Source organism: Bacillus sp. 0102A (assembly GCF_036765155.1).
GTDB classification, from domain to species: Bacteria; Bacillota; Bacilli; order Bacillales; family Bacillaceae; genus Bacillus; species Bacillus subtilis_G.
Genome location: NZ_JBAIZW010000006.1, coordinates 108,600 through 132,474 on the forward strand (window position 1 = coordinate 108,600; position 23,875 = coordinate 132,474).

At 47.5% G+C, this 23,875-nt stretch carries 20 protein-coding genes and 3 pseudogenes; 9 read left to right on the forward strand and 14 right to left on the reverse strand.

What is annotated here, in order from left to right; all coding sequences use genetic code 11:
- Nucleotides 1-13: 13 nt before the first annotated feature.
- From fecD to V6D41_RS14800, 4 genes are all read left to right on the forward strand, one after another.
- Nucleotides 14-1,015 carry a Fe(3+) dicitrate ABC transporter permease FecD gene (gene fecD / locus V6D41_RS14785; protein ID WP_087992527.1) on the forward strand — a complete coding sequence of 334 codons (1,002 nt, stop codon included), beginning with the start codon at nucleotides 14-16 and terminating at the stop codon, nucleotides 1,013-1,015.
- Nucleotides 1,012-2,013 carry a Fe(3+)-citrate ABC transporter permease YfmE gene (yfmE, locus tag V6D41_RS14790; RefSeq protein ID WP_333518711.1) on the forward strand — a complete coding sequence of 334 codons (1,002 nt, stop codon included), beginning with the start codon at nucleotides 1,012-1,014 and terminating at the stop codon, nucleotides 2,011-2,013. Before fecD ends, yfmE begins: the two co-directional genes overlap by 4 nt.
- Nucleotides 2,014-2,025: 12 nt before the next feature.
- Nucleotides 2,026-2,826: a Fe(3+)-citrate ABC transporter ATP-binding protein YfmF gene (gene yfmF / locus V6D41_RS14795; RefSeq protein ID WP_333518712.1), complete on the forward strand. Its 801-nt coding sequence runs from the start codon at nucleotides 2,026-2,028 to the stop codon at nucleotides 2,824-2,826.
- A gap of 105 nt (nucleotides 2,827-2,931) precedes the next feature.
- The gene (locus tag V6D41_RS14800; protein ID WP_333518713.1) at nucleotides 2,932-3,951 is read left to right on the forward strand and encodes an NADP-dependent oxidoreductase; all 1,020 of its coding nucleotides are present in this window, start codon (nucleotides 2,932-2,934) and stop codon (nucleotides 3,949-3,951) included.
- Nucleotides 3,952-4,010: 59 nt separating this feature from the next.
- On the opposite strand, the gene V6D41_RS14805 is transcribed toward V6D41_RS14800, so the two are convergent.
- Complete coding sequence (locus V6D41_RS14805; protein ID WP_333518714.1) at nucleotides 4,011-4,457, reverse strand: GNAT family N-acetyltransferase; 447 nt, start codon at nucleotides 4,455-4,457, stop codon at nucleotides 4,011-4,013.
- Between the two features lie 69 nt (nucleotides 4,458-4,526).
- Complete coding sequence (locus V6D41_RS14810) at nucleotides 4,527-5,657, reverse strand: DEAD/DEAH box helicase (protein ID WP_333518715.1); 1,131 nt, start codon at nucleotides 5,655-5,657, stop codon at nucleotides 4,527-4,529.
- A gap of 173 nt (nucleotides 5,658-5,830) precedes the next feature.
- Here V6D41_RS14810 and V6D41_RS14815 point away from each other — a divergent pair, with 173 nt between their 5' ends.
- Nucleotides 5,831-7,387, forward strand: coding sequence for an ABC-F family ATP-binding cassette domain-containing protein (locus tag V6D41_RS14815; protein WP_003223006.1), 1,557 nt, complete (start codon nucleotides 5,831-5,833; stop codon nucleotides 7,385-7,387).
- A 118-nt stretch (nucleotides 7,388-7,505) separates the two neighbouring features.
- Here the strand turns inward: V6D41_RS14815 and V6D41_RS14820 are convergent.
- A pseudogene (locus tag V6D41_RS14820) lies at nucleotides 7,506-7,659 on the reverse strand (hypothetical protein).
- Nucleotides 7,660-7,990: 331 nt separating this feature from the next.
- Between V6D41_RS14820 and V6D41_RS14825 the strand changes: the two are divergent.
- Nucleotides 7,991-8,488, forward strand: a pseudogene (locus V6D41_RS14825) (GNAT family N-acetyltransferase).
- A gap of 35 nt (nucleotides 8,489-8,523) precedes the next feature.
- Here V6D41_RS14825 and V6D41_RS14830 read toward each other — a convergent pair.
- From V6D41_RS14830 to yfmT, 6 genes and pseudogenes are all read right to left on the reverse strand, one after another.
- Nucleotides 8,524-9,714, reverse strand: coding sequence for an MFS transporter (locus V6D41_RS14830; RefSeq protein WP_333518716.1), 1,191 nt, complete (start codon nucleotides 9,712-9,714; stop codon nucleotides 8,524-8,526).
- Nucleotides 9,715-9,777: 63 nt separating this feature from the next.
- Entirely contained in the window at nucleotides 9,778-10,200 is a 423-nt protein-coding gene (locus tag V6D41_RS14835; protein ID WP_010330336.1) for a MerR family transcriptional regulator, read from the reverse strand.
- Between the two features lie 122 nt (nucleotides 10,201-10,322).
- Nucleotides 10,323-10,769, reverse strand: a complete 447-nt coding sequence (locus V6D41_RS14840; RefSeq protein WP_333518717.1) for a YfmQ family protein — start codon at nucleotides 10,767-10,769, stop codon at nucleotides 10,323-10,325.
- Between the two features lie 122 nt (nucleotides 10,770-10,891).
- Complete coding sequence (locus tag V6D41_RS14845) at nucleotides 10,892-12,781, reverse strand: ABC-F family ATP-binding cassette domain-containing protein (RefSeq protein WP_333518718.1); 1,890 nt, start codon at nucleotides 12,779-12,781, stop codon at nucleotides 10,892-10,894.
- Nucleotides 12,782-12,914: 133 nt separating this feature from the next.
- Nucleotides 12,915-13,280, reverse strand: a pseudogene (locus V6D41_RS21545) (methyl-accepting chemotaxis protein); the annotation flags it as partial.
- A gap of 507 nt (nucleotides 13,281-13,787) precedes the next feature.
- Nucleotides 13,788-15,245, reverse strand: a complete 1,458-nt coding sequence (yfmT, locus tag V6D41_RS14855; protein WP_333518720.1) for a benzaldehyde dehydrogenase — start codon at nucleotides 15,243-15,245, stop codon at nucleotides 13,788-13,790.
- Between the two features lie 248 nt (nucleotides 15,246-15,493).
- Between yfmT and V6D41_RS14860 the strand changes: the two genes are divergently transcribed.
- The 3 genes from V6D41_RS14860 (at nucleotide 15,494) to V6D41_RS14870 (ending at nucleotide 19,021) form a co-directional block, all read left to right on the forward strand.
- Nucleotides 15,494-16,879 carry an amino acid permease gene (locus tag V6D41_RS14860; RefSeq protein ID WP_333518721.1) on the forward strand — a complete coding sequence of 462 codons (1,386 nt, stop codon included), beginning with the start codon at nucleotides 15,494-15,496 and terminating at the stop codon, nucleotides 16,877-16,879.
- Nucleotides 16,880-16,972: 93 nt separating this feature from the next.
- Complete coding sequence (locus V6D41_RS14865) at nucleotides 16,973-17,689, forward strand: YjjG family noncanonical pyrimidine nucleotidase (RefSeq protein ID WP_333518722.1); 717 nt, start codon at nucleotides 16,973-16,975, stop codon at nucleotides 17,687-17,689.
- 102 nt (nucleotides 17,690-17,791) lie between these two features.
- The gene (locus tag V6D41_RS14870; protein WP_333518723.1) at nucleotides 17,792-19,021 is read left to right on the forward strand and encodes an MFS transporter; all 1,230 of its coding nucleotides are present in this window, start codon (nucleotides 17,792-17,794) and stop codon (nucleotides 19,019-19,021) included.
- 26 nt (nucleotides 19,022-19,047) lie between these two features.
- On the opposite strand, the gene V6D41_RS14875 is transcribed toward V6D41_RS14870, so the two are convergent.
- From V6D41_RS14875 to V6D41_RS14895, 5 genes are read right to left on the reverse strand one after another with little or no spacing between them, the layout of a single operon-like run.
- Nucleotides 19,048-19,983, reverse strand: a complete 936-nt coding sequence (locus tag V6D41_RS14875; protein ID WP_333518724.1) for a hypothetical protein — start codon at nucleotides 19,981-19,983, stop codon at nucleotides 19,048-19,050.
- A gap of 14 nt (nucleotides 19,984-19,997) precedes the next feature.
- Nucleotides 19,998-21,161 (reverse strand): glycosyltransferase family 2 protein, encoded by a 1,164-nt coding sequence (locus V6D41_RS14880; protein ID WP_333518725.1) that lies wholly within the window; start codon nucleotides 21,159-21,161, stop codon nucleotides 19,998-20,000.
- Nucleotides 21,162-21,189: 28 nt separating this feature from the next.
- On the reverse strand, nucleotides 21,190-22,101 hold the full coding sequence (locus V6D41_RS14885; protein ID WP_333518835.1) for a putative nucleotide-diphospho-sugar transferase: 912 nt from the start codon (nucleotides 22,099-22,101) through the stop codon (nucleotides 21,190-21,192).
- Nucleotides 22,102-22,124: 23 nt separating this feature from the next.
- Nucleotides 22,125-23,093: a GDP-mannose 4,6-dehydratase gene (locus V6D41_RS14890; protein ID WP_148963571.1), complete on the reverse strand. Its 969-nt coding sequence runs from the start codon at nucleotides 23,091-23,093 to the stop codon at nucleotides 22,125-22,127.
- Nucleotides 23,094-23,099: 6 nt separating this feature from the next.
- Nucleotides 23,100-23,864: a glucose-1-phosphate cytidylyltransferase gene (locus V6D41_RS14895; protein WP_333518726.1), complete on the reverse strand. Its 765-nt coding sequence runs from the start codon at nucleotides 23,862-23,864 to the stop codon at nucleotides 23,100-23,102.
- Nucleotides 23,865-23,875: the final 11 nt, after the last annotated feature.

A 23,875-nucleotide genomic window follows, 5' to 3' on the forward strand; every position in this document is an offset into this window, starting at 1 on the left:
GGAAGTGAGACTGTTGTATCATTCAGCCAAACGGCGTTCATCATCAAGACTGATGATGTTCCTCATCGCACTAATCATTTTGATATTCGGGCTTGGGCTGAATCTTTCAGTAGGAGCCTCAGATATCAGCATCATAGATTCATTGAAATACCTTTTTGTATGGGACGGTTCAAAGGAACAGCTCATCATCTCTACTCTTCGCCTTCCCCGCACATTAATCGGCGTTTTCGTCGGCGCCAGCCTGGCCGTAGCAGGGGCGCTGATGCAGGCCATGACCAGAAACCCTTTGGCTTCGCCTCAAATTTTCGGTGTAAATGCGGGTGCGTCTCTTTTTGTTGTTGCCGCTCTCGTCATTCTGCCGGCATCGCCCTATTCATCCGTTGTATTCGCTTTTGCGGGTGCGGCCGCAGGAGGCGCGATTGTGTATACGATTGCCTCATCCGGCGGAATGACACCTGTCAAGCTGGCGCTGTCGGGAATGGCGGTGCATTTGTTCCTCTCCTCCATGACACAGGCCATCATTATTTTAAATGAGTCGGGAGAGGATGTTCTGTACTGGATGACAGGCGCGATAGACGGCAGCAATTGGCAGGACGTCATGACCATCGCTCCGTTTTCTGTCATCGGCATCGGGCTTGCCCTCATGTTTTCCGGTTCTATTTCTGTTCTCGGTCTCGGTGACGAAACGGCAAAAGGGCTTGGGCAAAATATGAACGGCATCCGGATTCTGATTAGTTTTGTCATTTTAATTCTTTCCGGCGCTTCCGTAGCCGTCGCCGGGCCGATCGGCTTTGTCGGACTGCTCGTTCCGCATATTGTCCGCAAGCTGATCGGAGAACATTATCAATATGTGCTTCCGTTTTCAGCGCTGTTCGGTGCTATTTTGCTGGTGTACGCAGATGTTCTGGCCAGATGGATTGCCTTTCCTTATGAATCACCGGTCGGCATTGTCACCGCGATTATCGGAACACCATTCTTCTTATATTTGGCAAGGAAAGGGCGAAATCTGAAATGAAGAAAACAACCAGAAAGCAAAAACGCCCCTTGCTGGCGATACTCATATTGGCCGTGCTTCTGATCGTTCTGTCTATCACCAGCATCGGCTTCGGTGCATTATACATTTCCCCGGATGCGGTGGTGACGAATTTGCTGGGCCTGGATCAATCCTTTGAATTCATCATCCAGCAATACCGCCTTCCACGGATACTATTAGCGATTTTGGCCGGTGCCGGACTGGCCGCGGCCGGAGCGATTTTGCAGGGCGTCATCCGCAATCCGCTCGCTTCCCCTGACGTTGTCGGCATTTCAAAGGGGTCCGGACTCGCGGCGATGACAGTGATTCTAATGTTTCCTGAATCGCCGGTGTACGTGCTTCCGTTCTCCGCATTTGCCGGAGCAGCCATTATTGCTGTACTATTGTTAATGATCGCCCGAAAAAAAGGCATTCAACCCTCTTCCTTGGCTTTATCAGGCATCGCATTAGGCGCGGTCTGCCATGCCGAGATGCAATATATGATGGTCAAGTTTCCGGGCGACGTGAATGCTGCACTCATTTGGCTGACAGGCAGCCTCTGGGGAAGAAATTGGGAAGAAGTCAAGCTGCTTGCGCCATGGCTATTGATTCTTTTGCCGATCATCTGCATTCTCATACCGAAACTGGATCTTATGTCACTCGGTGATGAGCTTGCGCAGAGTCTCGGCGAAAACGCAAACAGGCTGCGGTTCATTCTGATATTCACCGCGGTTGCACTGGCGGGAAGCTGTGTAGCCGTCGTCGGCTCAATCGGTTTTATCGGCTTGCTTGCTCCGCATATCGCCAGACGGCTCACCGGAGAAAAAGCTAAATATTTACTGCCTGCATCGGCATTGATTGGTGCTATTATCTTATTAATTGCAGATACGTTAGGGCGCAGCATCATGCCTCCGGTTGAAATACCTGCCGGAATATTAACAGCCGTGATCGGCGCGCCTTATTTCTTATATTTATTGAAATTCGAAGCGAGGAAACAGTAGGGAGAGGATACCATGGGAAAACTGGCTGCAGACCAGCTCACTCTTTCATATGACAGCACGGTGATTATTGACGGAGTCGACTTAAAGATAGAAGAAGGAAAAATCACTGCGCTCATCGGTGCCAATGGCTGCGGGAAATCAACAATCCTCAAATCGCTCGCCAGGCTGATGGCTCCAAAAAGCGGTACGGTCCTATTGGAAGGAAAAGATATACACCGCCAGCCGTCAAAAGAAGTCGCCAAAAAGCTGGCCATTCTTCCTCAATCGCCTCAGGCGCCTGAAGGATTGACAGTGGAGGAATTATGCTATTTTGGCAGACATCCTCATAAAAAGCTATTATCCAAGCATACCCAAGAGGATCACGATATGGTAGAGTGGGCGCTGGAAGCAACGGGAATGATTGAGCTGAAAGAACGGACACTGGATGCCCTCTCAGGCGGCCAAAGACAAAGAGCATGGATTTCCATGGCGCTTGCTCAAGGCACTGATTTACTTTTGCTTGATGAACCGACCACGTATTTAGACATTTCACACCAGATTGAAGTGCTTGAACTGCTGAAAAAGCTGAACCGCGATCACGGCCGCACCGTTGTGATGGTGCTCCATGATTTAAACCAGGCCGCTCAATATGCGGACTATCTGATCAGTGTGCTGGACGGAAAAATATACAATGCCGGTACACCGGAAGATGTGTTTACCCAGCCGTTTTTCCGTGAAGTCTTCGGCTTGGAATGCTGCATCATGAAAAGCCCTATCGACCAGAAGCCCATGTGCCTGCCGACGGGGCTGTGCCCGAAATTACGGGCGACATAAAAAGGAGAGGAACCCCCCTCTCCTTTTTTGTATGCCGGCTTACCTTTTGTATTTCATCACTAGTCCGTGTTACATTGGTGTCAATCAAGTAGTAGGAGGATGAATATGACAAAAACTCAACAGCAGATTCAATTAGCCAGACGTCCGCAAGGGGTTCCCGTTCATGAAGACTTCCGCTTTGAAACGATCCCTGTCCCTGAACCCCAGCAGGGTGAAGTGCTTGTCAAAACGCTTTATGTATCCGTTGACCCTTATATGCGCGGCCGTATGCAGGATACGAAATCATATGTTGAACCGTTCGGCTTGAATGAACCGCTCTCTGGCGGGGTGATCGCTGAAGTCGTGTCAGACGGTGAGCATCTGAAAAAAGGCGATATCGTCATCGGAAACCTCAGCTGGCAGGAATTTTCAGCTGTGAGCGAGTCTGCCTTGCGAAAAATTGATACAAGCCTCGCTCCCGCATCGGCCTATCTCGGCATTTTAGGAATGACCGGCTTGACGGCATATTTTGGACTGCTGGACATCGGGCGCCCGAAAAAAGGCGAAACCGTGGTTGTCTCCGGAGCTGCGGGAGCCGTCGGTTCAACGGTTGGACAAATTGCGAAAATCAAAGGCGCGCGAGTTGTCGGCATCGCGGGCTCTGATGAAAAAATCGCCTATTTAAAACAGGAGCTGCAGTTTGACGAAGCCATCAATTATAAAACAGCTGATGATATTCAAAAAGCACTTGAAAACGCTTGTCCTGAAGGTGTCGACGTGTACTTTGACAATGTCGGCGGGCCGATTTCAGATGCGGTCATGAACCTGCTCAATGAATTTGCCCGCATTCCGGTGTGCGGTGCCATTTCTTCCTATAATGCGGAAAGCGAAGCGGATGACATGGGCCCCCGCGTCCAATCGAAGCTGATCAAAACGAAGTCGCTGATGCAAGGGTTTATCGTAGGCGACTACTCCGACCGTTTTCCTGAGGGAGCAAAACAGCTGGCCGAATGGCTGAAGGATGGAAAGCTCCATTACGAGGAAACCATCACAGAAGGCTTCGAAAACATTCCTGACGCGTTTCTCGGCTTGTTTAAAGGCGAAAATAAAGGAAAACAGCTGATCAAAGTCAGTGATCCGAGCTGAGCTGATATGATAATGAAAACAAGGAGGGCTTTTCGCCCTCCTTTTGTTTCTGTATGAAGTCAGATGCGAAGAATCAAAGTGAGAAAGCCATCTTCATCAGGTTCAGTGTATTCCAACGTAAATCCGGCTGCTTGAAAGCAAGCCACACTAATTTGATTGTCTTCTTCAATGCATGCGGCCCATTCCCGCACTCTCGTCAAATCAGGATGATTACGCAGTTTTTGCAATATCTGTTTTCCGTACCCTTGAAGCCGGTACAAAGGATTGACGATCAATCCAATATACGCCCGCTCCTCCACGAACTCCATCACGACCATTCCCGCCGGCAGCTGCCCGTCATATGCCATGATCACACAATCGTTTTCATCTTCATTCACTCGTGCATACCACACATCTAATGGCAGCATCCCATCCATTCTCCGCCTGGTATCCTCATTTCGGAACCAGTGTTCAATGATTTTCAGCTCAGGCTCCTTCACTATTTGAAATCTGTCTATTGAAGCCATCTCCCCACCCCCGCGCATAATCTTTTCTATTATTTTACAACAAAAAAGAAGGGCTTTTCGCCCTCCTTTTTATTTCGTTTTCAGTTTTCCGCCTGCATACACAGCTTCACTCAGCTCCACGCCAAGCTTCTTCGCCATTTTCTTCAGCTTTGACTCTTCCAGTTTTGTGACGAGGCTCAGTACGTTCCCTTCTTTCCCAGCCCGGCCTGTTCGGCCTGATCTGTGAACGTAGCCGTCTTCGTCAGGAATATCGGCATGAATCACGTACGGCAGGTTTTCAATGTCCAAGCCGCGTGCGGCAATGTCAGTCGCTAATAAGAGCGGGAATTCCCCGTCTTCGAATGCGGCAATGATTTTCGCCCGCTCCATTTTTTTTGCTTCACTGTGCAGCACGCCGAGATCGACATGGTGATACTCAAGCTTTTCCGCATACACACTCAGGTTGCCGATGTCTCTTACAAACACGAGCGCCTGCATGCCCTGAAGTCTTGACAGCTTTTGCAGCAGCTTCACTTTGTCACGCTGGTCGCAAATCAGATATTGATGTTTCACTTTCCCAGCTTCCGCCTTGCTTCGCTGCACCTTCAACACCTCAGGCTCATGCGCCAATTCGCGGAGCACGTCCTCTGTTTCCTGTTTGAGCGTGGCAGAAAAACATAGAAGCTGCCGATCTCTTAATGTCGTTTTAATGATTTGCTTGATCGTTTCGCGGTGCTCCGGAAGGATAAGTTGATCCGTTTCATCAAGCACGATCGTTTTCACTTCATGCATCTTTAATTTCTTCGCTTTAATCAGTTCAAACACCCTGCCTGGCGTGCCGACAATGATATGCGGATGTTTCTTCAGCTTTTCGACCTGCTTCTTCACATTCGCCCCGCCGATTAAGGAAGCCGCGCGCAGCTCTGAGCCCGCTTTCCAATCCTGAATCACCTGAAAGATCTGCATCACCAGCTCACGCGAAGGCGCTAAGATCACTGTCTGCGGATGCTTCTGATCTGGTTTGATCCGCTCCATGACCGGAAGCGCGTACGCCAGCGTCTTGCCTGTGCCTGTCGGCGATTCCGCGATGACATCCTTTCCGTCCATAATCAGCTGAGCCGCCTGTTCCTGAACAGGAGTCGGCTTTTGAAAGCCGGAAGCATTCCAATTCTCTTGTATAAATGATTGTGCATTATGTAAAAATGGCCAAGTTTGCGTCATTTTTTTCTCCTCAATTCGTGAAATCTATTCCATAGTATCTCAAAAGCTCGCCCAGAACGCAATTTTTCTTTTTCTTTCCTATACCTTTCAACATTCCGATTCCTCCTTTATAATCATAAGGGTGAATAATACACGCCGATTGTGCGTGTTTGATAAACGATAGAGGTGTAAATATGAGTATTTTATCTGTAAAGGATTTAAGCCACGGCTTCGGTGACCGGGCCATTTTTAATAACGTCTCCTTCCGCCTGTTAAAAGGCGAGCACGTCGGGCTGATCGGCGCAAATGGAGAAGGAAAATCAACCTTCATGAATATTATTACCGGAAAGCTTGAACCTGATGAGGGAAAAGTCGAATGGTCAAAAAATGTCCGTGTCGGCTATCTAGATCAGCATACCGTGCTGGAAAAAGGAAAATCCATTCGTGATGTCCTAAAAGACGCGTTCCATTATTTATTTGCGATGGAAGAGGAAATGAACGAGATTTACAACAAAATGGGCGAAGCTGATCCCGATGAACTCGAAAAGCTGCTTGAAGAAGTCGGCGTGATTCAAGACGCGCTGACGAACAATGATTTTTATGTCATTGATTCTAAGGTAGAAGAAATCGCCCGGGGACTCGGTTTGAGCGATATCGGATTAGAGCGTGATGTCACCGATTTGAGCGGTGGACAACGCACCAAGGTTCTTCTCGCCAAGCTTCTCCTTGAAAAACCGGAAATTCTGCTTCTCGATGAGCCGACCAACTATCTTGATGAGCAGCATATCGAGTGGCTGAAACGCTACCTGCAGGAATACGAGAACGCGTTTATCCTGATTTCCCATGACATTCCGTTCTTAAACAGCGTCATCAACCTGATTTATCATGTTGAAAATCAAGAGCTCACACGCTATGTCGGCGACTACCATCAGTTTATGGAAGTCTACGAGGTGAAGAAACAGCAGCTTGAAGCAGCCTACAAAAAACAGCAGCAGGAAGTCGCAGAGTTGAAGGATTTCGTTGCCCGCAACAAAGCTCGTGTCAGCACGAGAAACATGGCGATGTCCCGCCAAAAGAAACTCGATAAGATGGATATGATCGAGCTTGCTGCAGAAAAGCCAAAGCCGGAATTCCACTTCAAGCCGGCGAGAACGTCAGGCAAGCTGATTTTTGAAACGAAGGATCTGGTGATCGGTTACGATTCCCCGCTGTCACGTCCGCTCAACCTCCGCATGGAGCGCGGCCAAAAAATCGCCCTTTACGGCGCGAACGGGATCGGAAAAACGACCTTGCTGAAAAGCCTGCTTGGCGAAATCCAGCCGCTTGAAGGCTCGGTTGAACGCGGCGAGCACCTTTTTACCGGCTATTTCGAGCAAGAGGTCAAGGAATCAAACAACAATACGTGCATTGAAGAGGTATGGAGCGAATTCCCTTCTTATACGCAATACGAAATCCGGGCCGCTCTGGCAAAATGCGGACTGACGACAAAACATATCGAAAGCCGCGTATCCGTATTAAGCGGGGGCGAAAAAGCGAAAGTCAGATTGTGCAAGCTGATCAATTCAGAAACAAACCTGCTGGTGCTCGATGAGCCGACAAACCACTTGGATGTCGACGCGAAGGAAGAGCTCAAGCGCGCGCTCAAAGAATACAAAGGCTCCATTCTGCTCATCTCCCACGAGCCAGAGTTTTATATGGATATCGCGACAGAAACGTGGAACTGCGAGTCTTGGACGACGAAAGTGCTTTAAATCGAAGAAAACCCGCCTGCTGAAGTGCGGGTTTTTTACTGCCATTTTTTCTGAACGATTCTCAAATGCTCTCTGTCTTTTAAAATGAGCTGCAATGGCGATGTAAATTCATCAAGTGTCAGCTCTCTTCTGGCAGACAGCTCAAAGTCCTCCTCATCAGCCCAAGCGGTGAACCACTCGACAGAAAAGCTGTTTTTCATGACGCTGTGTATGTATTGATACAGTGCCTGTAAACACTTCTGATCATATTCGTGAGGCTGTGCCTTATCCATAACAAACGTCCCCTCTACAGCATGGACCATCACTTGATATGGCAATCGTAAATGAACGGATACATTCTCAGCTTCTTCAAAATAAATCCCCGCCGCGTCGATGCCTGACCGAAGCGGATGCCCTTTCCGCGAATGCCGTTCTTGCTGCCTGAAAAAACCGGTTTCTAAAGGCGTTTTAGCCGTTAAATAGTAAAATTGTGTCATAAAGGCTGTCCTTTCCTGCACCATTTCGATTATGATGCCATTATAACGAATAACACATACTGACAGTAAAGGGGTATAACATGATCATCGAAAAAAAGAATTCAATGTAAATGGGCTTCAGTATACTATTCGATCAGCTCGTGTAGAAGACGCACAAAAGCTGTCTGCCTTAAGGTTGAAGATTGATGGTCAAACGGAATACATGGATCGATAGAAGGGCGAGGATTTTATAGATGAACCGGATTTTGAACAACGGATAAAGGAAGATACTGAGAAAAAGAGAAACTTATTTTTAGTGGCTGAAGTGCAGGAAAGGCTCGCGGGGTTTTCCAGATGTGAGGGAACTGATTTAAAGCGATCCTCTCATAAAGCGGAGTTCGGAGTATGCGTGTTAAAAGAATTTTGGGGCTATGGCATTGGGAAGCATCTTTTACAGCAGACCCTCTCTTGGGTGGATACAAACGGAATGAAAAAAATCTCACTGAATGTTCTAGAAACAAACGAGAGAGCCATTTCACTTTATAAAAAATACGGATTTGAAACAGAAGGAATCTTAAAAAAGGAGAAATTGCTTTCTGACGGAAACGACTACAACACGATTGTAATGGGAAGATTCCACGATTAAAAAAAGACACTGCCTCACGAGCAGTGTCTTTCGTTTTAATGTCCCGTCTTAATTCCGGCAAGATGTTTGCGTCCTATGAAAAGGACAAGCATGCCGACAAAAACGACGATTCCGCCTACTGTATATGGTGTGCTTGCGGTGAAGTGTTCTGAGAGCATTCCCGCAATCCACGGAGCAAGCGCGCCGCCGATGAAGCGGACTGAGCTGTAGGCTGAAGACGCGATTGATCGTTCAACCGGTGCAGCCCCCATCACAGCTGTTGTCATGATGGTGTTGACCATACCGAGGACAGCACCGGCGACAACGATACATGTAATAATCAGTGTCTGATGATCTGTCCATATTCCCATGATCATGAGAATAACCGCAAAGGCGATAAAGAGAACGACGAGCGAACGCACTGTGCCCAGCGCTTTGTGCACGAGCGGCGCCGTAAAGACTGACGTAATCGCCAACAGAAGTCCCCAGCCGAAGAAGACATAACCGAGACCGTGTTCATCTAAATCAAGTACGAACGGAGAATAAGCAAGCAAAATAAAAAAACCAAAGTTGTATAAGAACGCCGATGTCGCCATCGTCAGCAGGCCTTTATATTTGAGCGCCTTCATCGCATCAAACATACCGACTCGTTTCGCCGGTTTCGGCAATTTCGGCAGCATCAAAGAAATCGCGATTAACGCAATAAACATCAGGACAGATACGCCGAAGAACGGTGCGCGCCATGAGATGCTTCCGAGTTCTCCGCCTGCAAGCGGCCCGACTGAAATCCCGAGTCCGAGCGCCGCCTCATACAAAATAATCGCTTGAGCGCTGCCCCCGACAGACACACCGACAATAACCGAAAGCGCTGTTGAAATAAACAATGCGTTTCCTAATCCCCAGCCGCCGCGATAGCCGACTAGCTGAGCAATTGAGCTTGAGCTGCCGCCAAGCCCCGCAAACACAATAATAAAAATAAGTCCGAGAATTAACGTCCATTTCGCGCCGATACGGCTGGAAATGGCTCCTGAGAAAAACATCATAAATCCGGTTACAAGCAAATAACTTGTAAACAAGAGTGATACTTCACTAGGTGAAGCATGTAATTGTGCGGCAATTGCCGGAAGAATTGGATCGACCAGCCCGATTCCCATAAAGGAAATCACACAGGCGAACGCGACAGCCCATACCGCTTTCGGCTGGCTGAGCAAGCCCGGCTTCTGATTCACTTGTGTTGTCTTATCCATTTGACTTGACCTCCATTTTTATTCCATTAAAAGAAACGCTACAAAATAGCGTTTGGAATTTTTTTATTCGATTGATTGAATGGCACGTTCCGCCTTATTTTTCATGCCCTGCAGGCGTTCTTTAAAGCTTTGGAATGTACGGATTTTCTCATCAATCAAATCCAGCTGGTGATTCAGGCTTTCCTGAATTTCCTCCAGTTTTTCTTTCCGTTCCTTAGGATCCAGTGACAGCAAATACCCCTCTTTGTTTAACTCTAACTGGCGGCTGGTTTCCATGAAATGCTGAAGCTCCTGAAGGGAAAACCCGAGCACCTCTTTTGTGCTGATGACTTTTTCAAGCTCCTCCATATCATCCTCTGAATATAGCCTTACGCCGCCGTCTGTCCGTTTCGGCGCGGGAATCAAGCCGATTTCTTCATAAAATCGGATGGTACGCTTAGTCAGCCCGCTTCTTTTGGCTACTTGATCAATCTTCATCCATTCCAAGGTAAATCCCCCTTCGCCGTTTCTGTTACCATTATACACCTTTCAAACCTTAACGTAAACGTTAAGGTTTGAAAATCAATAAAAAAACGAGTGCATAAAGCACCCGTCTTTCACTGTCCTGTTTAAGCTAAACTTTCTGTCACTGATAGAGACTGCTTTTGAAGGCTATCAGAAAGCAATTGATACGCAATGACTTTCTTCTTGTACTGTTTCACGACGTCGATATGGTCGTCATAGCTATATACAAACATCTTCACATCTTTTTTGCCTTTTTTCATATCTATCACCAGCGGCGTGCCGCCGTTTTCCGGGTATAAATAACGCTCTTCGTCACCTGGGTAGATATAATATTTTTCCAGGAAGACAGCTTCGTTGAATTGGGCAATCACTTTCTGTTTCTCTTCATCTTCGAGACGTTTTCCATCTAGAGAGAGAACGGCATTTTCGTCACTCAGCTTGGCGTGCACTGCGAATTTGCTGAGCAGCCATTCCATGACGCCTGTTGGAAGACAGGTTAATACGATTTTCACCAGACTCATGAGGATTAACATCACGATCGTCCATGTCATACTTCATCATCTCCGTTGGTTTTCCGTGTGCCGCTGACACACAATTCCATCCTATCATAAGCTGGCCGGTTCGTTTTTGTACATTATGTGAAAAAAGCGCGGCACTGCGCGCCGCACTTTTTTCAGCTTTCCAGCTCTTCTATCATGAGGGACAATTCTGTCCACCGGTCCATGGCAGCCTCAAGCTCTTCCGCTGTTTTTGCTTGCTCGGCCATCAGCTCTTGGATTTTTCCAAAATCGCTTCCTGCTGCGGCGATGTCAACTTCGAGCTGCTCATGCTTTTCTTCTAGCTGGGCAATTTTATCTTCAATGCCGTCCCATTCAAGCTGATCTTTGTAAGAAAGCTTTTTTCGTTTTTTCTTCGGCTCGGCTTCAGCAGGTTTTGCTTCAGCAGCCGGTTTTTCAGCTGTTTTTTTCGTTTTTGACTCCTCCATATAATCGCTGTAGGAGCCTTGGAAGCGGGATATGACGCCATTTCCTTCAAACACAATCAAACGATCGACGACACGGTCAAGGAAGTAGCGATCATGGGATACAGTGATGACGACACCGGGGAACTGGTCAATATAATCCTCGAGAACGCTTAATGTTTCAGTATCCAAATCGTTCGTCGGCTCATCGAGAAACAGAACATTCGGCTCCTGCATGAGAACCTGAAGCAAGTATAAACGGCGTTTTTCTCCGCCGGACAGCTTGCGGATATACGTCTGCTGCATCGAACGCGGGAAGAGGAAACGCTCGAGCATTTGTTCAGCTGTAATGATATCACCTTCCGCTGTTTTGACGACTTCCGCCGTTGCTTTTATATATTCAATGACCTTTATCTCGCCTTTCATTTCACTATGATCCTGCGTATAGTAGCCGATTCTGACCGTCTGTCCGATCGTAATATGGCCGCTGTCAGGAGTATGCCGGCCGGCAAGGGTGTTTAACAGCGTCGTTTTTCCGATGCCGTTCGGCCCGATAATCCCAATCCGCTCACCCGGTATGACCAGTTCATGAAAGCGGTCGACAAGCTTGCGGCCGTCATAAGCGATCATCACGTTCTCCGCTTCAATGACCTGTTTGCCAAGACGATGGGAGCCAATCGCAAAGTCGAGTGAGCCCGATGACTGAGTGCCTTTCTGCTCCTTAAGCGCCTCCACTCGGTCAATTCTTGCCTTTTGTTTTGTGGAACGGGCTTTCGCTCCCCGTCTCAGCCAAGCCAGTTCGCGGCGCAGCAGGTTTTGGCGCTTCGTTTCCTTTTGCTCAGCCTGCGCTTCCCGTTCCGCGCGTTTTTCTAAAAACACTTCATAGTTGCCTTTGTACGTGTAGAGGCTGCCTCGTTCGAGCTCATAAATGCGGTTCGTGACACGATTTAAGAAATACCTGTCGTGCGTCACCAGCATGACAGAGCCGGGATATTGACTTAAATATCCTTCAAGCCACTCAATTGTTTCATTATCCAAATGGTTCGTCGGCTCGTCTAAAATGAGCAGATCAGCGGGCTGAATTAAGTTTTTGGCAATGGCCACCCGTTTTTTCTGACCGCCTGAAAGCTCGTTGACCAGCTTTGTTACGTCGTTGACGCCCAGCTTAGACAATACGGTTTTCGCCAGGGTGTTTGCATCCCACGCGTTGTTCGCGTCCATTTTTGCCTGCGCCGCCAGCAGGTGCTTCTGGCGCTGTTCATTTTCCGGATCTTCCCCCAGTTTATACAGCGCTTTTTCATATTCACGCAAGGTTTTCATCACAGCCGATTCACCGGAATAGATATGCTCCAGCACAGTTTGTCCCGCAGGCAGCTCCGGGTCTTGATGAAGAAATTCGACGTGCACGCTGCCGGATTTCGTGATGTCTCCCTCTTCGATAGATTCCAAGCCGGCGATCACTTTCAGCAGCGTTGATTTTCCTGTTCCGTTCGGTCCGATCAATCCGATTCTCTCATTCTCTTCAATATGAAAGGAGATACGGTCAAATAATGTTTTATCTCCGTATGTTTTATACAGATTTTCCGCTTTTAATATACTCATGATTCCTATCAATCCTCACGTAAGTTCATGTGTACATTTTAAATCAGCCGCTGGAATAAAACTAGTAAAACGTCAGACAAATTTCATGGAAATGCAGGATAGAAAAAGACCGGGGACGTTTGTCCCCGGTCTCTTATTCTTCCTCAAGCGCGTTTTCTGCCATTTTTGCGAGATGCTGCGCGCTTCCTGAAATCTCCTGCATCGTGGCGGAAATTTGTTCAACGGCAGCAGCTTGTCCATCTGTATGCTGATTAATCGACTCAATTGATTCCTCCAGCCCTTTCAGCAGGCTGTGGATTTTTTTCGTGATCTGGTCAATCTGGCCGACATTTTCTTTCGAATGCGTTGCGAGCTTTCTGATCTCATCTGCGACGACAGAAAAGCCTTTTCCGTACTCGCCCGCTCTCGCCGCTTCGATCGCGGCGTTTAAGCCGAGCAGATTGCTTTGGTCAGAGATGCCTTTCACGGTTACTGAAATATCGGCGATTTCACCCGCGCTTTCGCTGACCTTTTTCGCCTGGGAGGAAATCCCCGTCATTTGAGATGAAAATCCGTTGATTGAATCAGAAATATCGGAAATGGCTGCGGCTGTTTGTTCAACAATGGCTGATAAGCTTTCCGCCACATCATGCAGCTTAGACGACTCCTCAAGGCTCGTTCCGAGGCCGACGCCCCCAATCACTCTTCCATTTTCGTCGTGGAGCGGGATGGCGCGTGCGATCAATGGAAATCCGAACAATTCTTTCGGAACCATGCTCGTCTTCTTCTGATTGCTGCGGATGGCGTCTGTGATAATATCCCCTTCCTGCAGTGGATCACCGGCTTTTACGTTTAGAGAAAAGGTTTTGGCCGGTATATTCACGAGCAGTTTTTCCGTATCGTAAATGCCGATTGTGATATCATCCTGTATCAGGCTGTTTAAATATGGGGCTACTTTGACAAACGCGTCCAGAAGGTCTGCGGTTTCTTTTTCCGTTCTTATGCTCAATTCCATTCACTCCTTTTCTTAATAAGGGAAGCTGCGTTTTTCGTGCTGGACCGAGATCCATTTCAGTGTCGTAAATTCTTCAAGGCTCCATTCTCCGTTCAAACGGCCGAGACCGGATTGCTTTTCACCGCCGAAGGCCACATTCGGTTCATCATTGATGGTCGTGTCATTGACATGAATCATGCCTGTTTCAACTCGCTTCGCAAAAGCCACGCCGCGCTCAAGATTTGATGTATGTACAGCACCGCTCAAGCCAAACGGGGTTTCGTTTGCGATATCCACCGCTTCATCTTCTGAATCAAACTTCATAAAGGAGACGACAGGTCCGAACAGCTCTTCCTTGGCGATGCTCATGAACGGTTTCACGTCTTTTAAGATCGTCGGCTCCACGATCGTCCCGTTAAATCCGCCAAGTTTCACTGGAACAGCGCCTTCTTCAATCGCTTGCTCCACAGATTTCATCAGCCCGTCCGTCTGTCTGCTGTTGATTAATGGTCCAATAATCGTGTCAGGGTCCATCGGGTCGCCGACTTTCAGCGATTCTACTTTTGCCTGATACAGCTCTAGGAATTTGTCATAAATAGAAGAATGAACAAGCACGCGGTTGGCTGACATGCAAATCTGTCCTTGGTGTGTAAATCGGCTGAACACCGCCGCATTGACCGCATATTCAATATCAGCATCCTCAAGCACGATGAAGGCGCTGTTGCCGCCGAGTTCAAGAAGCGGCTTTTTAAAATGCTTCATCGCAAGCTGGCCGATGTAGCTGCCGACTTTCGTAGAACCTGTAAATGAGATGATACGCGGCACGGGGTGTTCGACAAAGCTGTCTCCGATTTCTGCAATGTCGGTGACAACGACATTCAGCAGCCCCTCTGGAATTCCTGCGTTCTCAAAGATTTTTGCAATCAGCGTACCGCCGCAAATCGGAGTTTCCTCATGCGGCTTTAACACGACGCCATTGCCGGCTCCGAGTGCGGGCGCCACTGATTTCATAGATAAAAAGAATGGGAAGTTAAATGGACTGATGACGCCGACAACACCTGCCGGCACGCGATATAATCTATTTTCCTTGCCATCTATTGTTGACGGAAGAATTTTCCCTTCCATACGGACAGGGAACGTTGCCGCTTCTTTCATGATGTTTTTGACAAGCCCGATTTCAAAGGCCGCTTTAAGCCTTGTTCCGCCAAGCTCTTCCATAATTAAATAAATGATGGCTTCTTCGTTCTCTTCAATATACGTGACGGCTTTTTCTAAAATGGTTCTTTTCTCGAACGGATTCACCGCATCCCATTTTTTCTTCGCCAGCGCCGCTGCCCGATACGCTTCATCTACATCGTCAGCAGTCGCTTTTTTGAAGGCTGTGAATGTTTTTTGAGTATAAGGATTTTTGTTTTCCAATACATTTGGGCTGCTGCCTTCCTGCCATTTCCCGCCGATAAACTGTTTATTCAACTCTTCATATTGAAACATGGTCAGCATCTCCTTTTTAACCGCAAGTCAAAATATGGGCGAATCTATTGTTTCTATCGGTTCAGCCTGCATAAAATTGAATATCTAATTAGTAAAAATCACTATCCTGCGATACACCAACGCTTTTTCGCTTCTATCTTTTAAAGTGGAAAAATATTTTATTGACTGCGCCAAATTTCGACAATATAATACAACAAGAATTGGATATAATGATTAGAATATTTCGAATTTTCTGGGAGGAACTTTTGATGAGTTCATTATTTAGAAAAAAAACGCTCGAAACATTGAGTGCGCAGAGCAAGTCAAAAAGCCTTGCTCGTACGTTAAGCGCATTTGATTTAACCTTGCTCGGTATCGGTTGTGTCATCGGTACAGGGATTTTTGTCATAACAGGAACAGTGGCCGCGACCGGCGCAGGTCCCGCCCTCATCATATCGTTTATTTTAGCGGGGCTCGCCTGCGCGCTCGCTGCCTTCTGCTATGCTGAGTTTTCGTCTTCGATTCCGATTTCGGGAAGCGTGTACTCATACTCCTACGTGACACTCGGAGAGCTGCTTGCCTTTTTGATCGGATGGGATCTCATGCTTGAATATGTCATTGCGCTATCGGCTGTTGCCACCGGCTGGTCTTCATACTTTCAATCACTGCTTGCCGGCTTCAACCTTCATATTCCGGCCGCATTGGCAGGGGCGCCGGGGAGCACGCCGGGCGCCGTGTTTAATCTTCCGGCCGCAGTGATCATTCTCATCATCACTGCGATTGTCAGCCGAGGCGTCAAAGAAAGCACACGGTTTAACAACGTCATCGTGCTGATGAAAATCGGGATCATTTTATTGTTCATTATTGTCGGCATCGGTTATGTCAAACCGGATAACTGGTCTCCTTTTATGCCGTTCGGGATGAAAGGCGTCATTGTCAGCGCGGCAACTGTATTCTTCGCGTATCTCGGATTTGACGCGGTTTCTAACGCTTCAGAAGAAGTGAAAAACCCGCAAAAAAACATGCCCGTCGGCATTATTTCAGCTCTTGCCGTCTGTACGGTTCTATACATCACGGTATCGCTTGTGCTGACAGGCATGATGCCTTATACCAAATTGGATGTCGGAGATCCGGTTTCCTTTGCGCTTAAATTCGTCGGCCAAGATGCTGTTGCAGGAATTATTTCTGTCGGTGCCATTATCGGGATTACGACGGTTATGCTCGCTTTGCTGTACGCTCAGGTCCGCTTGACATTTGCCATGAGCAGAGACGGCCTTCTGCCTGGGTTGTTCGCAAAGGTTCATCCGTCGTTTAAAACCCCGTTCCGCAACACATGGCTGACAGGTATCGTTGCGGCGGGAATCGCCGGCTTTATCAACCTCGGAACGCTGGCTCATCTGGTGAACATGGGAACGCTGGCCGCGTTTACGGTCATTTCCGTCGCTGTCATCGTATTAAGAAAAAAACATCCGGAAATTAAAGCATCCTTCAGAGTGCCGTTCGTTCCGGTTGTACCAATTATCAGCGCTGGCATCTGCCTATGGTTCATGTACAGCCTTCCCGGCGTCACATGGCTTTCATTTGCCATCTGGATCGCAGTTGGAACGCTGGTTTACTTCCTGTATTCGAGAAAACATAGTTTATTAAACAAATAATCTCTTTTCAGCCGGCGGTGCCTCACCAGCCGGCTTTTTCCTTTTTTTATGTGCTATACTTTGAAGGATATATGCAGAAAGGGAGACAAACCGATGAAACAATACCGCACTTTATTATTTGATGTAGATGATACCATCCTTGATTTTAGAGCGGCAGAAGCATTAGCGCTGCGTTTGCTGTTTGAAGATCAGAATATTCCTTTAACAGATGAAATGAAGACACAGTATAAAACAATCAATCAAGGTCTCTGGAGAGCCTTTGAAGAAGGAAAAATGACACGGGATGAAGTCGTGAACACCCGTTTTGCCGCTTTGTTCAAGGAATACAGTTATGAGGCGGACGGCGCCTTGCTTGAGCAAAAATACCGTAGCTTTCTTGAAGAAGGGCATCAGCTTGTTGACGGCGCCTATGATCTCATCTCAAACCTGCAGCATCAGTTTGATTTGTATATCGTGACAAACGGCGTGTCTAAGACGCAGTACAAGCGTCTCCGTGATTCAGGATTATTTCCGTTTTTCAAAGATATTTTCGTATCTGAAGACACAGGCTACCAAAAGCCAATGAAGGAATATTTCGATTACGTGTTTGAACGGATTCCCTCATTTTCAGCAGAGCACGCATTAATTATCGGTGATTCGCTGACTGCCGATATCAAAGGCGGACAGCTCGCCGGGCTTGATACTTGCTGGATTAACCCTGACATGAAGCCGAATAAGTCAGAAACAGTGCCAACTTATGAGATTCGTAAGCTTGCAGAGCTGTATCACATTTTGCATATCAAAAATAACGTCAGCTGCTCATTAGGCTGATGTTTTTCTTTTTAGAAGAGTCTTTTTACCTCTTGATAAATTCTTCACCTTATGAATAATATGGTGATATGCTTTGGTTATATATGTAAGGAGGAGACTCAATTGGCTATCGCCGCCCCGTTAAAAGAAAAAACCGTTCAAAAACCAGGCACCACGGTGTATCCGATTTTGGTGATCATTGGAATCTGCCATATGCTCAACGATTCGCTGCAAGCCGTGATTCCGGCTATGTTCCCTATTTTGGAACGCTCCATGAGCCTGACGTTTACACAGCTCGGCATCATCGCTTTCACATTAAACATGGTGTCATCTGTGATGCAGCCTGTCGTCGGCTGGTATACCGATAAACGGCCGCTGCCTTACGCACTGCCAATCGGCCTGACCGCCAGCATGCTCGGCATTTTAGGCCTTGCATTCGCCCCCTCATTCATCACGATCTTATGCTGTGTGTTTTTCATCGGATTAGGTTCGGCCATTTTCCATCCGGAAGGCTCCCGTGTGGCGTATATGGCCGCCGGCACAAAACGCGGGCTCGCCCAATCGATCTATCAGGTGGGCGGAAACTCAGGCCAGGCGATGGCGCCCCTGATCACCGCGCTGATCCTTGTGCCTCTCGGGCAATTCGGCGCCGTTTGGTTCACGCTTGTCGCCGCGCTCGCTGTTATGTTTCTGCTGTATATTGCGAAATGGTACGCCGCACGTCTCGGAAGCCTTGCCCAAAAGTCAGGCAAACAAAGGAAAACAGCTGAAAACATAGCTATTACCAAGTCTGTCATTTCTGCTCTTATCATGATTATCTTTCTCATTTTTGCGCGTTCTTGGTATATGAGTGCGATTGGCAATTTTTACACGTTTTACGCGATGGATACATATCACGTAAGCATTCAGCAGGCACAAAGCTATATTTTTGTCTTTTTGCTGTTCGGCGCTGTCGGCACGTTTCTCGGCGGCCCGCTCGCAGACCGTTTCGGAAAACGCTTTGTGATCCTCTGTTCACTGCTGTGCTCGGCGCCGCTGGCGATTTTTCTTCCATTTGCAGGACCTGTGCTCGCCTATGGCGTGCTCGCATTGATCGGCTTTGTGCTGATGTCGAGCTTTTCCGTAACGGTTGTCTACGCACAGGAGCTAGTTCCCGGAAAAATCGGCACAATGTCCGGTTTGACTGTCGGGCTCGCCTTCGGGATGGGCGCGATTGGCGCTGTAGCGCTGGGCGCTCTGATTGACGCCGCGGGACTGACCCCGACGATGATTGCCACCGCCTTTCTCCCTGTGCTCGGCATCCTAGCCTTCCTATTGCCGAGCGATCAGAAGCTGAGAGAATGGCACCACTAAAGAAACCCTGCCGCTGGGCAGGGTTTTTAATCGAGCTGTACAAAATGAGTATCCGGCACCGCGTGCTTCGGAATAAAACCGTCCGCAAAGTCCGGGAACGCGGCCTGAATTTCGTCAATCCATCTTTTCAGGTTTAACACATACGGCATATAAATCATTTCAACTGCCGCTTCGTCTTCAATCCGATAATACCAGCAAAGATTAAACTCTTTTTCCGTCACCAATGTAAACCCGGAGAAATGATAGAACACCAGCGGCGTTTCATCGACATACACGCGGCCGTCCTTTTGCCCGACCTTATAGTTTTCGATATTCCAAAGCGCTGTATTGGCCCCGATTGATTTGACAACATGCACATCCTTATACTGCGACGGCCACTTCTCCACATACCTTTGGTCACCGTATGTCTTTCGTTCCGTATTCATTTCTACTGTACAAAATGCAATGCAGTCCTGTCTCCACTGCCACACCGCTTCATATGCTTCTTTCGTATTCGCGGCACCGACAAAGCCTGTGTTAAAGCGGCCGGTCCGCTCATAGTAGGACAGGAACCGCGGCGAGTTCCGGTGATCAGTCAAATATAGAGAAGCCGCTGGGTTTTCGGCAAAAATACATGCTGGATCAGAAAAGAAAAACAGATCGGTATCCATATGGGCAAAGTATTCCGCATCATTCCATTTGCTCATAACATGGAACAAAAAAGCGGGTTTTAATGTCCAGCAATATTCGTGAAACGTTCGATTGCTTTTCGCTTTCAGCAGCTCAGGGTCTTCCATTTCATGCAGCTGCACAAAGGTCACATGCTCCCATGGCACGTGCTGAAGCAACTCATACGCTTTTTGATCGACACACAGCACATACAAATGAAAATCATCGCAATGCTCATGGAGCGAATGAATCATCGGCATGAGCTTAAAGATATGCGTCCTTGACACTATTGTTGAAAAATGAAATGTACTCACCATACCACATCCAATTATCTAAGATCCACGTGCAGCAAATCGTTGACAAGCGCATACAGCGCGTTGGCGAAATCATTTACGCCAAGCTTTTTCTTCGCTTTTGGCAGAAGCTTACGGACAGTTTGTAAATCAAAGTTTTTCGCCGTCACCCTAGGGGCTTTCTTTTGCCAATCCGGGTCAATGTTACGTTCTTTGACAACATGAAGCAGCTCAAGAAACAGACTCAGCAGCATGTCGTATTTGCGAGCTTCCAAAAGCTTTTGAATATCAGCCATGATGCCGTTCGTCATGTCAGGCGGGAACGGCCCGTTAAAAGCGAGATGAACGTCTAAGGAGCGGATGTTGTTGTATTTATCGCACATGTAGGCAATATTTGCCCGAATATCGTCTACCGACTTACAATTGCTCGGGTGCTCTTGATGAACACTGACAATATCGCGATGCAGCCTGAACGTCAGTCCGGCCTGATGAAGCCTGATTCCGAGGTCATAATCCTCAAATCCGTACCGTACAATGCCTTCATCAAATAAACCGAGGTCAGTCACATGCTTGCGTTTGACAGAGGAATTATTCGTGATAAAAAAGCGCCATGGCATATGGTAGCCTTTCAGGTCATCGCCGTACTCATCTAAAATCCGCTTGAGCACGTCAATAAAGTCGGTATCAAGGTCGAAGCTTTTGTCCAGAAAGCTTCCGTTTTTGATGTCCTCTTCCTTCAACAGCTTTTGTTTGTCTTTCTTCGGCATTTCGTCTACGAGCTTTGCGAGCTGTTTCTTATGTTCAGCTTCAAAGCGTTCATAATAAAAACTGTAGATCCGTTTCCAAAACAAACCGCACACCACAAGATTCTCTTCGTTCTCATGGGCTTTAATATGCTTTGCCACAAGGTCCTTTGCCGCAAGCATATCGCTGTCATGAAAAATCAGGATATCTCCTCTGGCGTTGCGAAGCGCTTGATTTCGTCCATACGCAATGCCCCTGTTTTCTTTAATCCGTGTAAAGATCAGCGGAAAATCTGCTTGAAATGTCTCAAGCATTGGGAGCGTCCCGTCCTCAGAGCCATTGTCTGCTACAATGACTTCAAATTCTTCATCGCACTCCTGCTGGTTTAATGACAGAAGGCTGTTATAGAGACGCTCCTTTGAATTATATGCAGGAATAATAACGCTTGCTTTCACTTCATTTTCACTTCCTGTATTTAATCATTTATTTGTTATCATCTTTTGAAGCAAAACCGTTAAATTCAGGGTCTAACGTATTGATGTGCTGAATGATATGCGGCAGTGTTTCTTGATACAGCTCATGCACAAACGGCAGGTCTGTGCGTGTTGTTTCATGAATCTGTTTGATTTCATTGATGCTGACGATTCGGTATCCGCTGAAATGGTAAAAAATCAGCGGGCTGCCATCCTCCAGCACGATACGTCCATCCTCCCAGGAAAACGTATGCTGCCCGTAGTTCCAGTGGCCGACGTTGACACCGGGTGTCGTGATGTCACATACGTTCGGAAACAGCCCAGACATATAATCCAAATAGCCTTGATCACCGAATTTCCCTTCACCCGGGGCATTTTTGCACTCCTCAAGACAGCGTTCCTTCCACCATTCCAAGCAGTCCGTGCCGTCATCATCACGCTTGAAGCTGATAAAGCCGGAGTTATATCTGCCTAAAAGGCGCTGCAGCATGACAATCTGCTCTTTTTCGAAGGAAGGGATGACGATATCACCCCGCGAAAGCAGCACCGAGCAGTCCGGCTGGTTTTCAAAAATCGGAAATGGATCGGCATAGAAAAAGAGATCCCCGTCAATATACGTCACACGCTCCAGCTCGGGATTGCTGTTCAGCACAGCTTGCAGGAAGATCGGCTTCATCGTCCAGCAGTACTCGCTTTGATCTCTTGTTTCCTTGAGCTTCAGAAGCCGTTCATTTTCGAGCGCGGCCACCGGCACAAGGTTCAGCTGCTTCATCTTCAGTTTCTGTAAGACACGGTGCGTATCTTCATCCATGCATAATGTAAATATAGGGCTGTTTGGATCAACTTGCTCCAACGACTTAAATAAGGCGACTGCCTGATATAATCTCCCTTTTGATAAAACGGTGCAATATGCGCTGGTCACAGTCATGTTCACCTCGTTTCATATTACTTTTTGAAGAATTCCGTATACCACTCAATCGTTTTTTCAAGTCCCTCATCAATGGTGTAGACCGGTGTCCAATGCAGCAGCTTTCTCGCTTTTTCCGCGGATAAATATTGATGTTTGATTTCATTGCTTCCCTGATTCAGCACCTTTGGCTTCAGGCTGCTGCTCATTTTCTTCAATATTTTTTCTACCAGTTCAAGTACGGTCAGCTGAATCTCATTGCTGAAGTTAAAGGCCTCTCCGGCAAGATTGTTTTCTTCCATTTTTTCTGCCAGAAGCAAATAAGCCTGAACGGCATCTTCGATATAAAAGTAGTCGCGGACAAATGTGCCGTCGCTGCGGATTTCCGGCGCTTCCCCGTTCAGCACAAGCTGAATCGTTTGCGGAATGATGCGGTTGAAGTTCAAATCTCCGCCGCCGTACAGGTTTCCGCAGCGCGTGATGCAGACCGGAACCCCGTATGTGTGATAATACGTGTGGCTGATCAGATCTGCGCAGCTTTTCGAGACGTCGTACGGATGTTTGCCTTGCAGCGGCATATTTTCATCGTACGGAAGGTTCTCTTGGTCGCCGTAAGCTTTATCACTTGAAGCGACAATGACCCGCTTGATTAATGGGTGCTTCCGGCAGGCTTCGAGAACATTCCACGTACCAAGGATATTCGCTTCAAACGTGGAAATCGGGTTGCGGTTTGCCACGCCGACAATCGCTTGTGCGGCGAGGTGAAAGACTGTGTCAATTTCATACTCGCCAAGCGCGCGTTCAATCACAGGCAAGTCTTCAAGAGAGCCCCGCACGATGTTCATTTTCTTGATATGTTCTCCCTGATAAAGATTGGATTGCGGCACATGATCTCTAACAAGCCCCGTCACGTTGGCGCCCTGTTCGATCAGTTCTTTCACCAAATAGCTTCCTAAAAGACCTGTACACCCCGTGACAAATACGTTTTTATTTTTCCAGAAACTCAAATCAGTTCACCATACCTTCCATACTTGTTGTCCTTGATCCCACAGTTTGTTGACTTCTAAGAGATTTTTATACGTATCGATGGCCGTCCAAAATCCGTAATGGCGGTACACGGCAAGTTCTCCGTCTTTGGCAAGGTTCTTCAGCGGTTCATCTTCGAACATCATGTTCCCGTCCTTCGGCAAATAATCGAAAACCTTGGGACTGAGAACAAAGAATCCGCCGTTGATGATTCCGTCACTCGATGTTTTCTCAGAAAATGTTTTCGCCATGCCGTCTTCAACCGTCAAGGTGCCGAACTGCGAGACTTTGTCAATGCCGGTGACAGTCGCGGCAGCACCTTTTGCCTGATGATAGCTGATGAGATGGAAAAGATTGATATTGGCCAGCCCGTCCCCATAGGTGAGCAGAAACGTTTCATCGCCGATATAGTCTTTTGCCTGCAAAATTCTTCCGGCTGTCAGCGTGTCTTCCCCTGTCTCCAAAAACGTAATTTTCCACGTTTCAGGCTGCCCCAGCATCTGCACCTCTCCCGTAGAGCTGTCGAGAGTCAGGCTGTTGTGCTTCCATTCATAATCGAGAAAGTATTCTTTGATTTTTTCTCCTTTATAGCCCAAAAGCAGAATAAACTCGTTTACTCCGTAGTACTGATAGATTTTCATAATATGCCATAGAATCGGTTTGCCGCCTATCATGGCGAGCGGTTTAGGAATGTCGTTCGTGACTTCACTCATTCTCGTTCCTTTTCCGCCGCAGAGAATGACCGCTTTCATCTCTACCCCTC

Coding starts and splice junctions, on each gene's coding strand:
- V6D41_RS14860 (WP_333518721.1), top strand. CDS start 15,494: ATGAGTTCATTATTTAGAAAAAAAACGCTCGAAACATTGAGTGCGCAG.
- yfmF (WP_333518712.1), top strand. CDS start 2,026: ATGGGAAAACTGGCTGCAGACCAGCTCACTCTTTCATATGACAGCACG.
- V6D41_RS14895 (WP_333518726.1), bottom strand. CDS start 23,864: ATGAAAGCGGTCATTCTCTGCGGCGGAAAAGGAACGAGAATGAGTGAA.
- V6D41_RS14810 (WP_333518715.1), bottom strand. CDS start 5,657: ATGACGCAAACTTGGCCATTTTTACATAATGCACAATCATTTATACAA.
- V6D41_RS14815 (WP_003223006.1), top strand. CDS start 5,831: ATGAGTATTTTATCTGTAAAGGATTTAAGCCACGGCTTCGGTGACCGG.
- V6D41_RS14830 (WP_333518716.1), bottom strand. CDS start 9,714: ATGGATAAGACAACACAAGTGAATCAGAAGCCGGGCTTGCTCAGCCAG.
- V6D41_RS14805 (WP_333518714.1), bottom strand. CDS start 4,457: ATGGCTTCAATAGACAGATTTCAAATAGTGAAGGAGCCTGAGCTGAAA.
- yfmT (WP_333518720.1), bottom strand. CDS start 15,245: ATGTTTCAATATGAAGAGTTGAATAAACAGTTTATCGGCGGGAAATGG.
- V6D41_RS14840 (WP_333518717.1), bottom strand. CDS start 10,769: ATGACATGGACGATCGTGATGTTAATCCTCATGAGTCTGGTGAAAATC.
- yfmE (WP_333518711.1), top strand. CDS start 1,012: ATGAAGAAAACAACCAGAAAGCAAAAACGCCCCTTGCTGGCGATACTC.
- V6D41_RS14865 (WP_333518722.1), top strand. CDS start 16,973: ATGAAACAATACCGCACTTTATTATTTGATGTAGATGATACCATCCTT.
- V6D41_RS14845 (WP_333518718.1), bottom strand. CDS start 12,781: ATGAGTATATTAAAAGCGGAAAATCTGTATAAAACATACGGAGATAAA.
- V6D41_RS14800 (WP_333518713.1), top strand. CDS start 2,932: ATGACAAAAACTCAACAGCAGATTCAATTAGCCAGACGTCCGCAAGGG.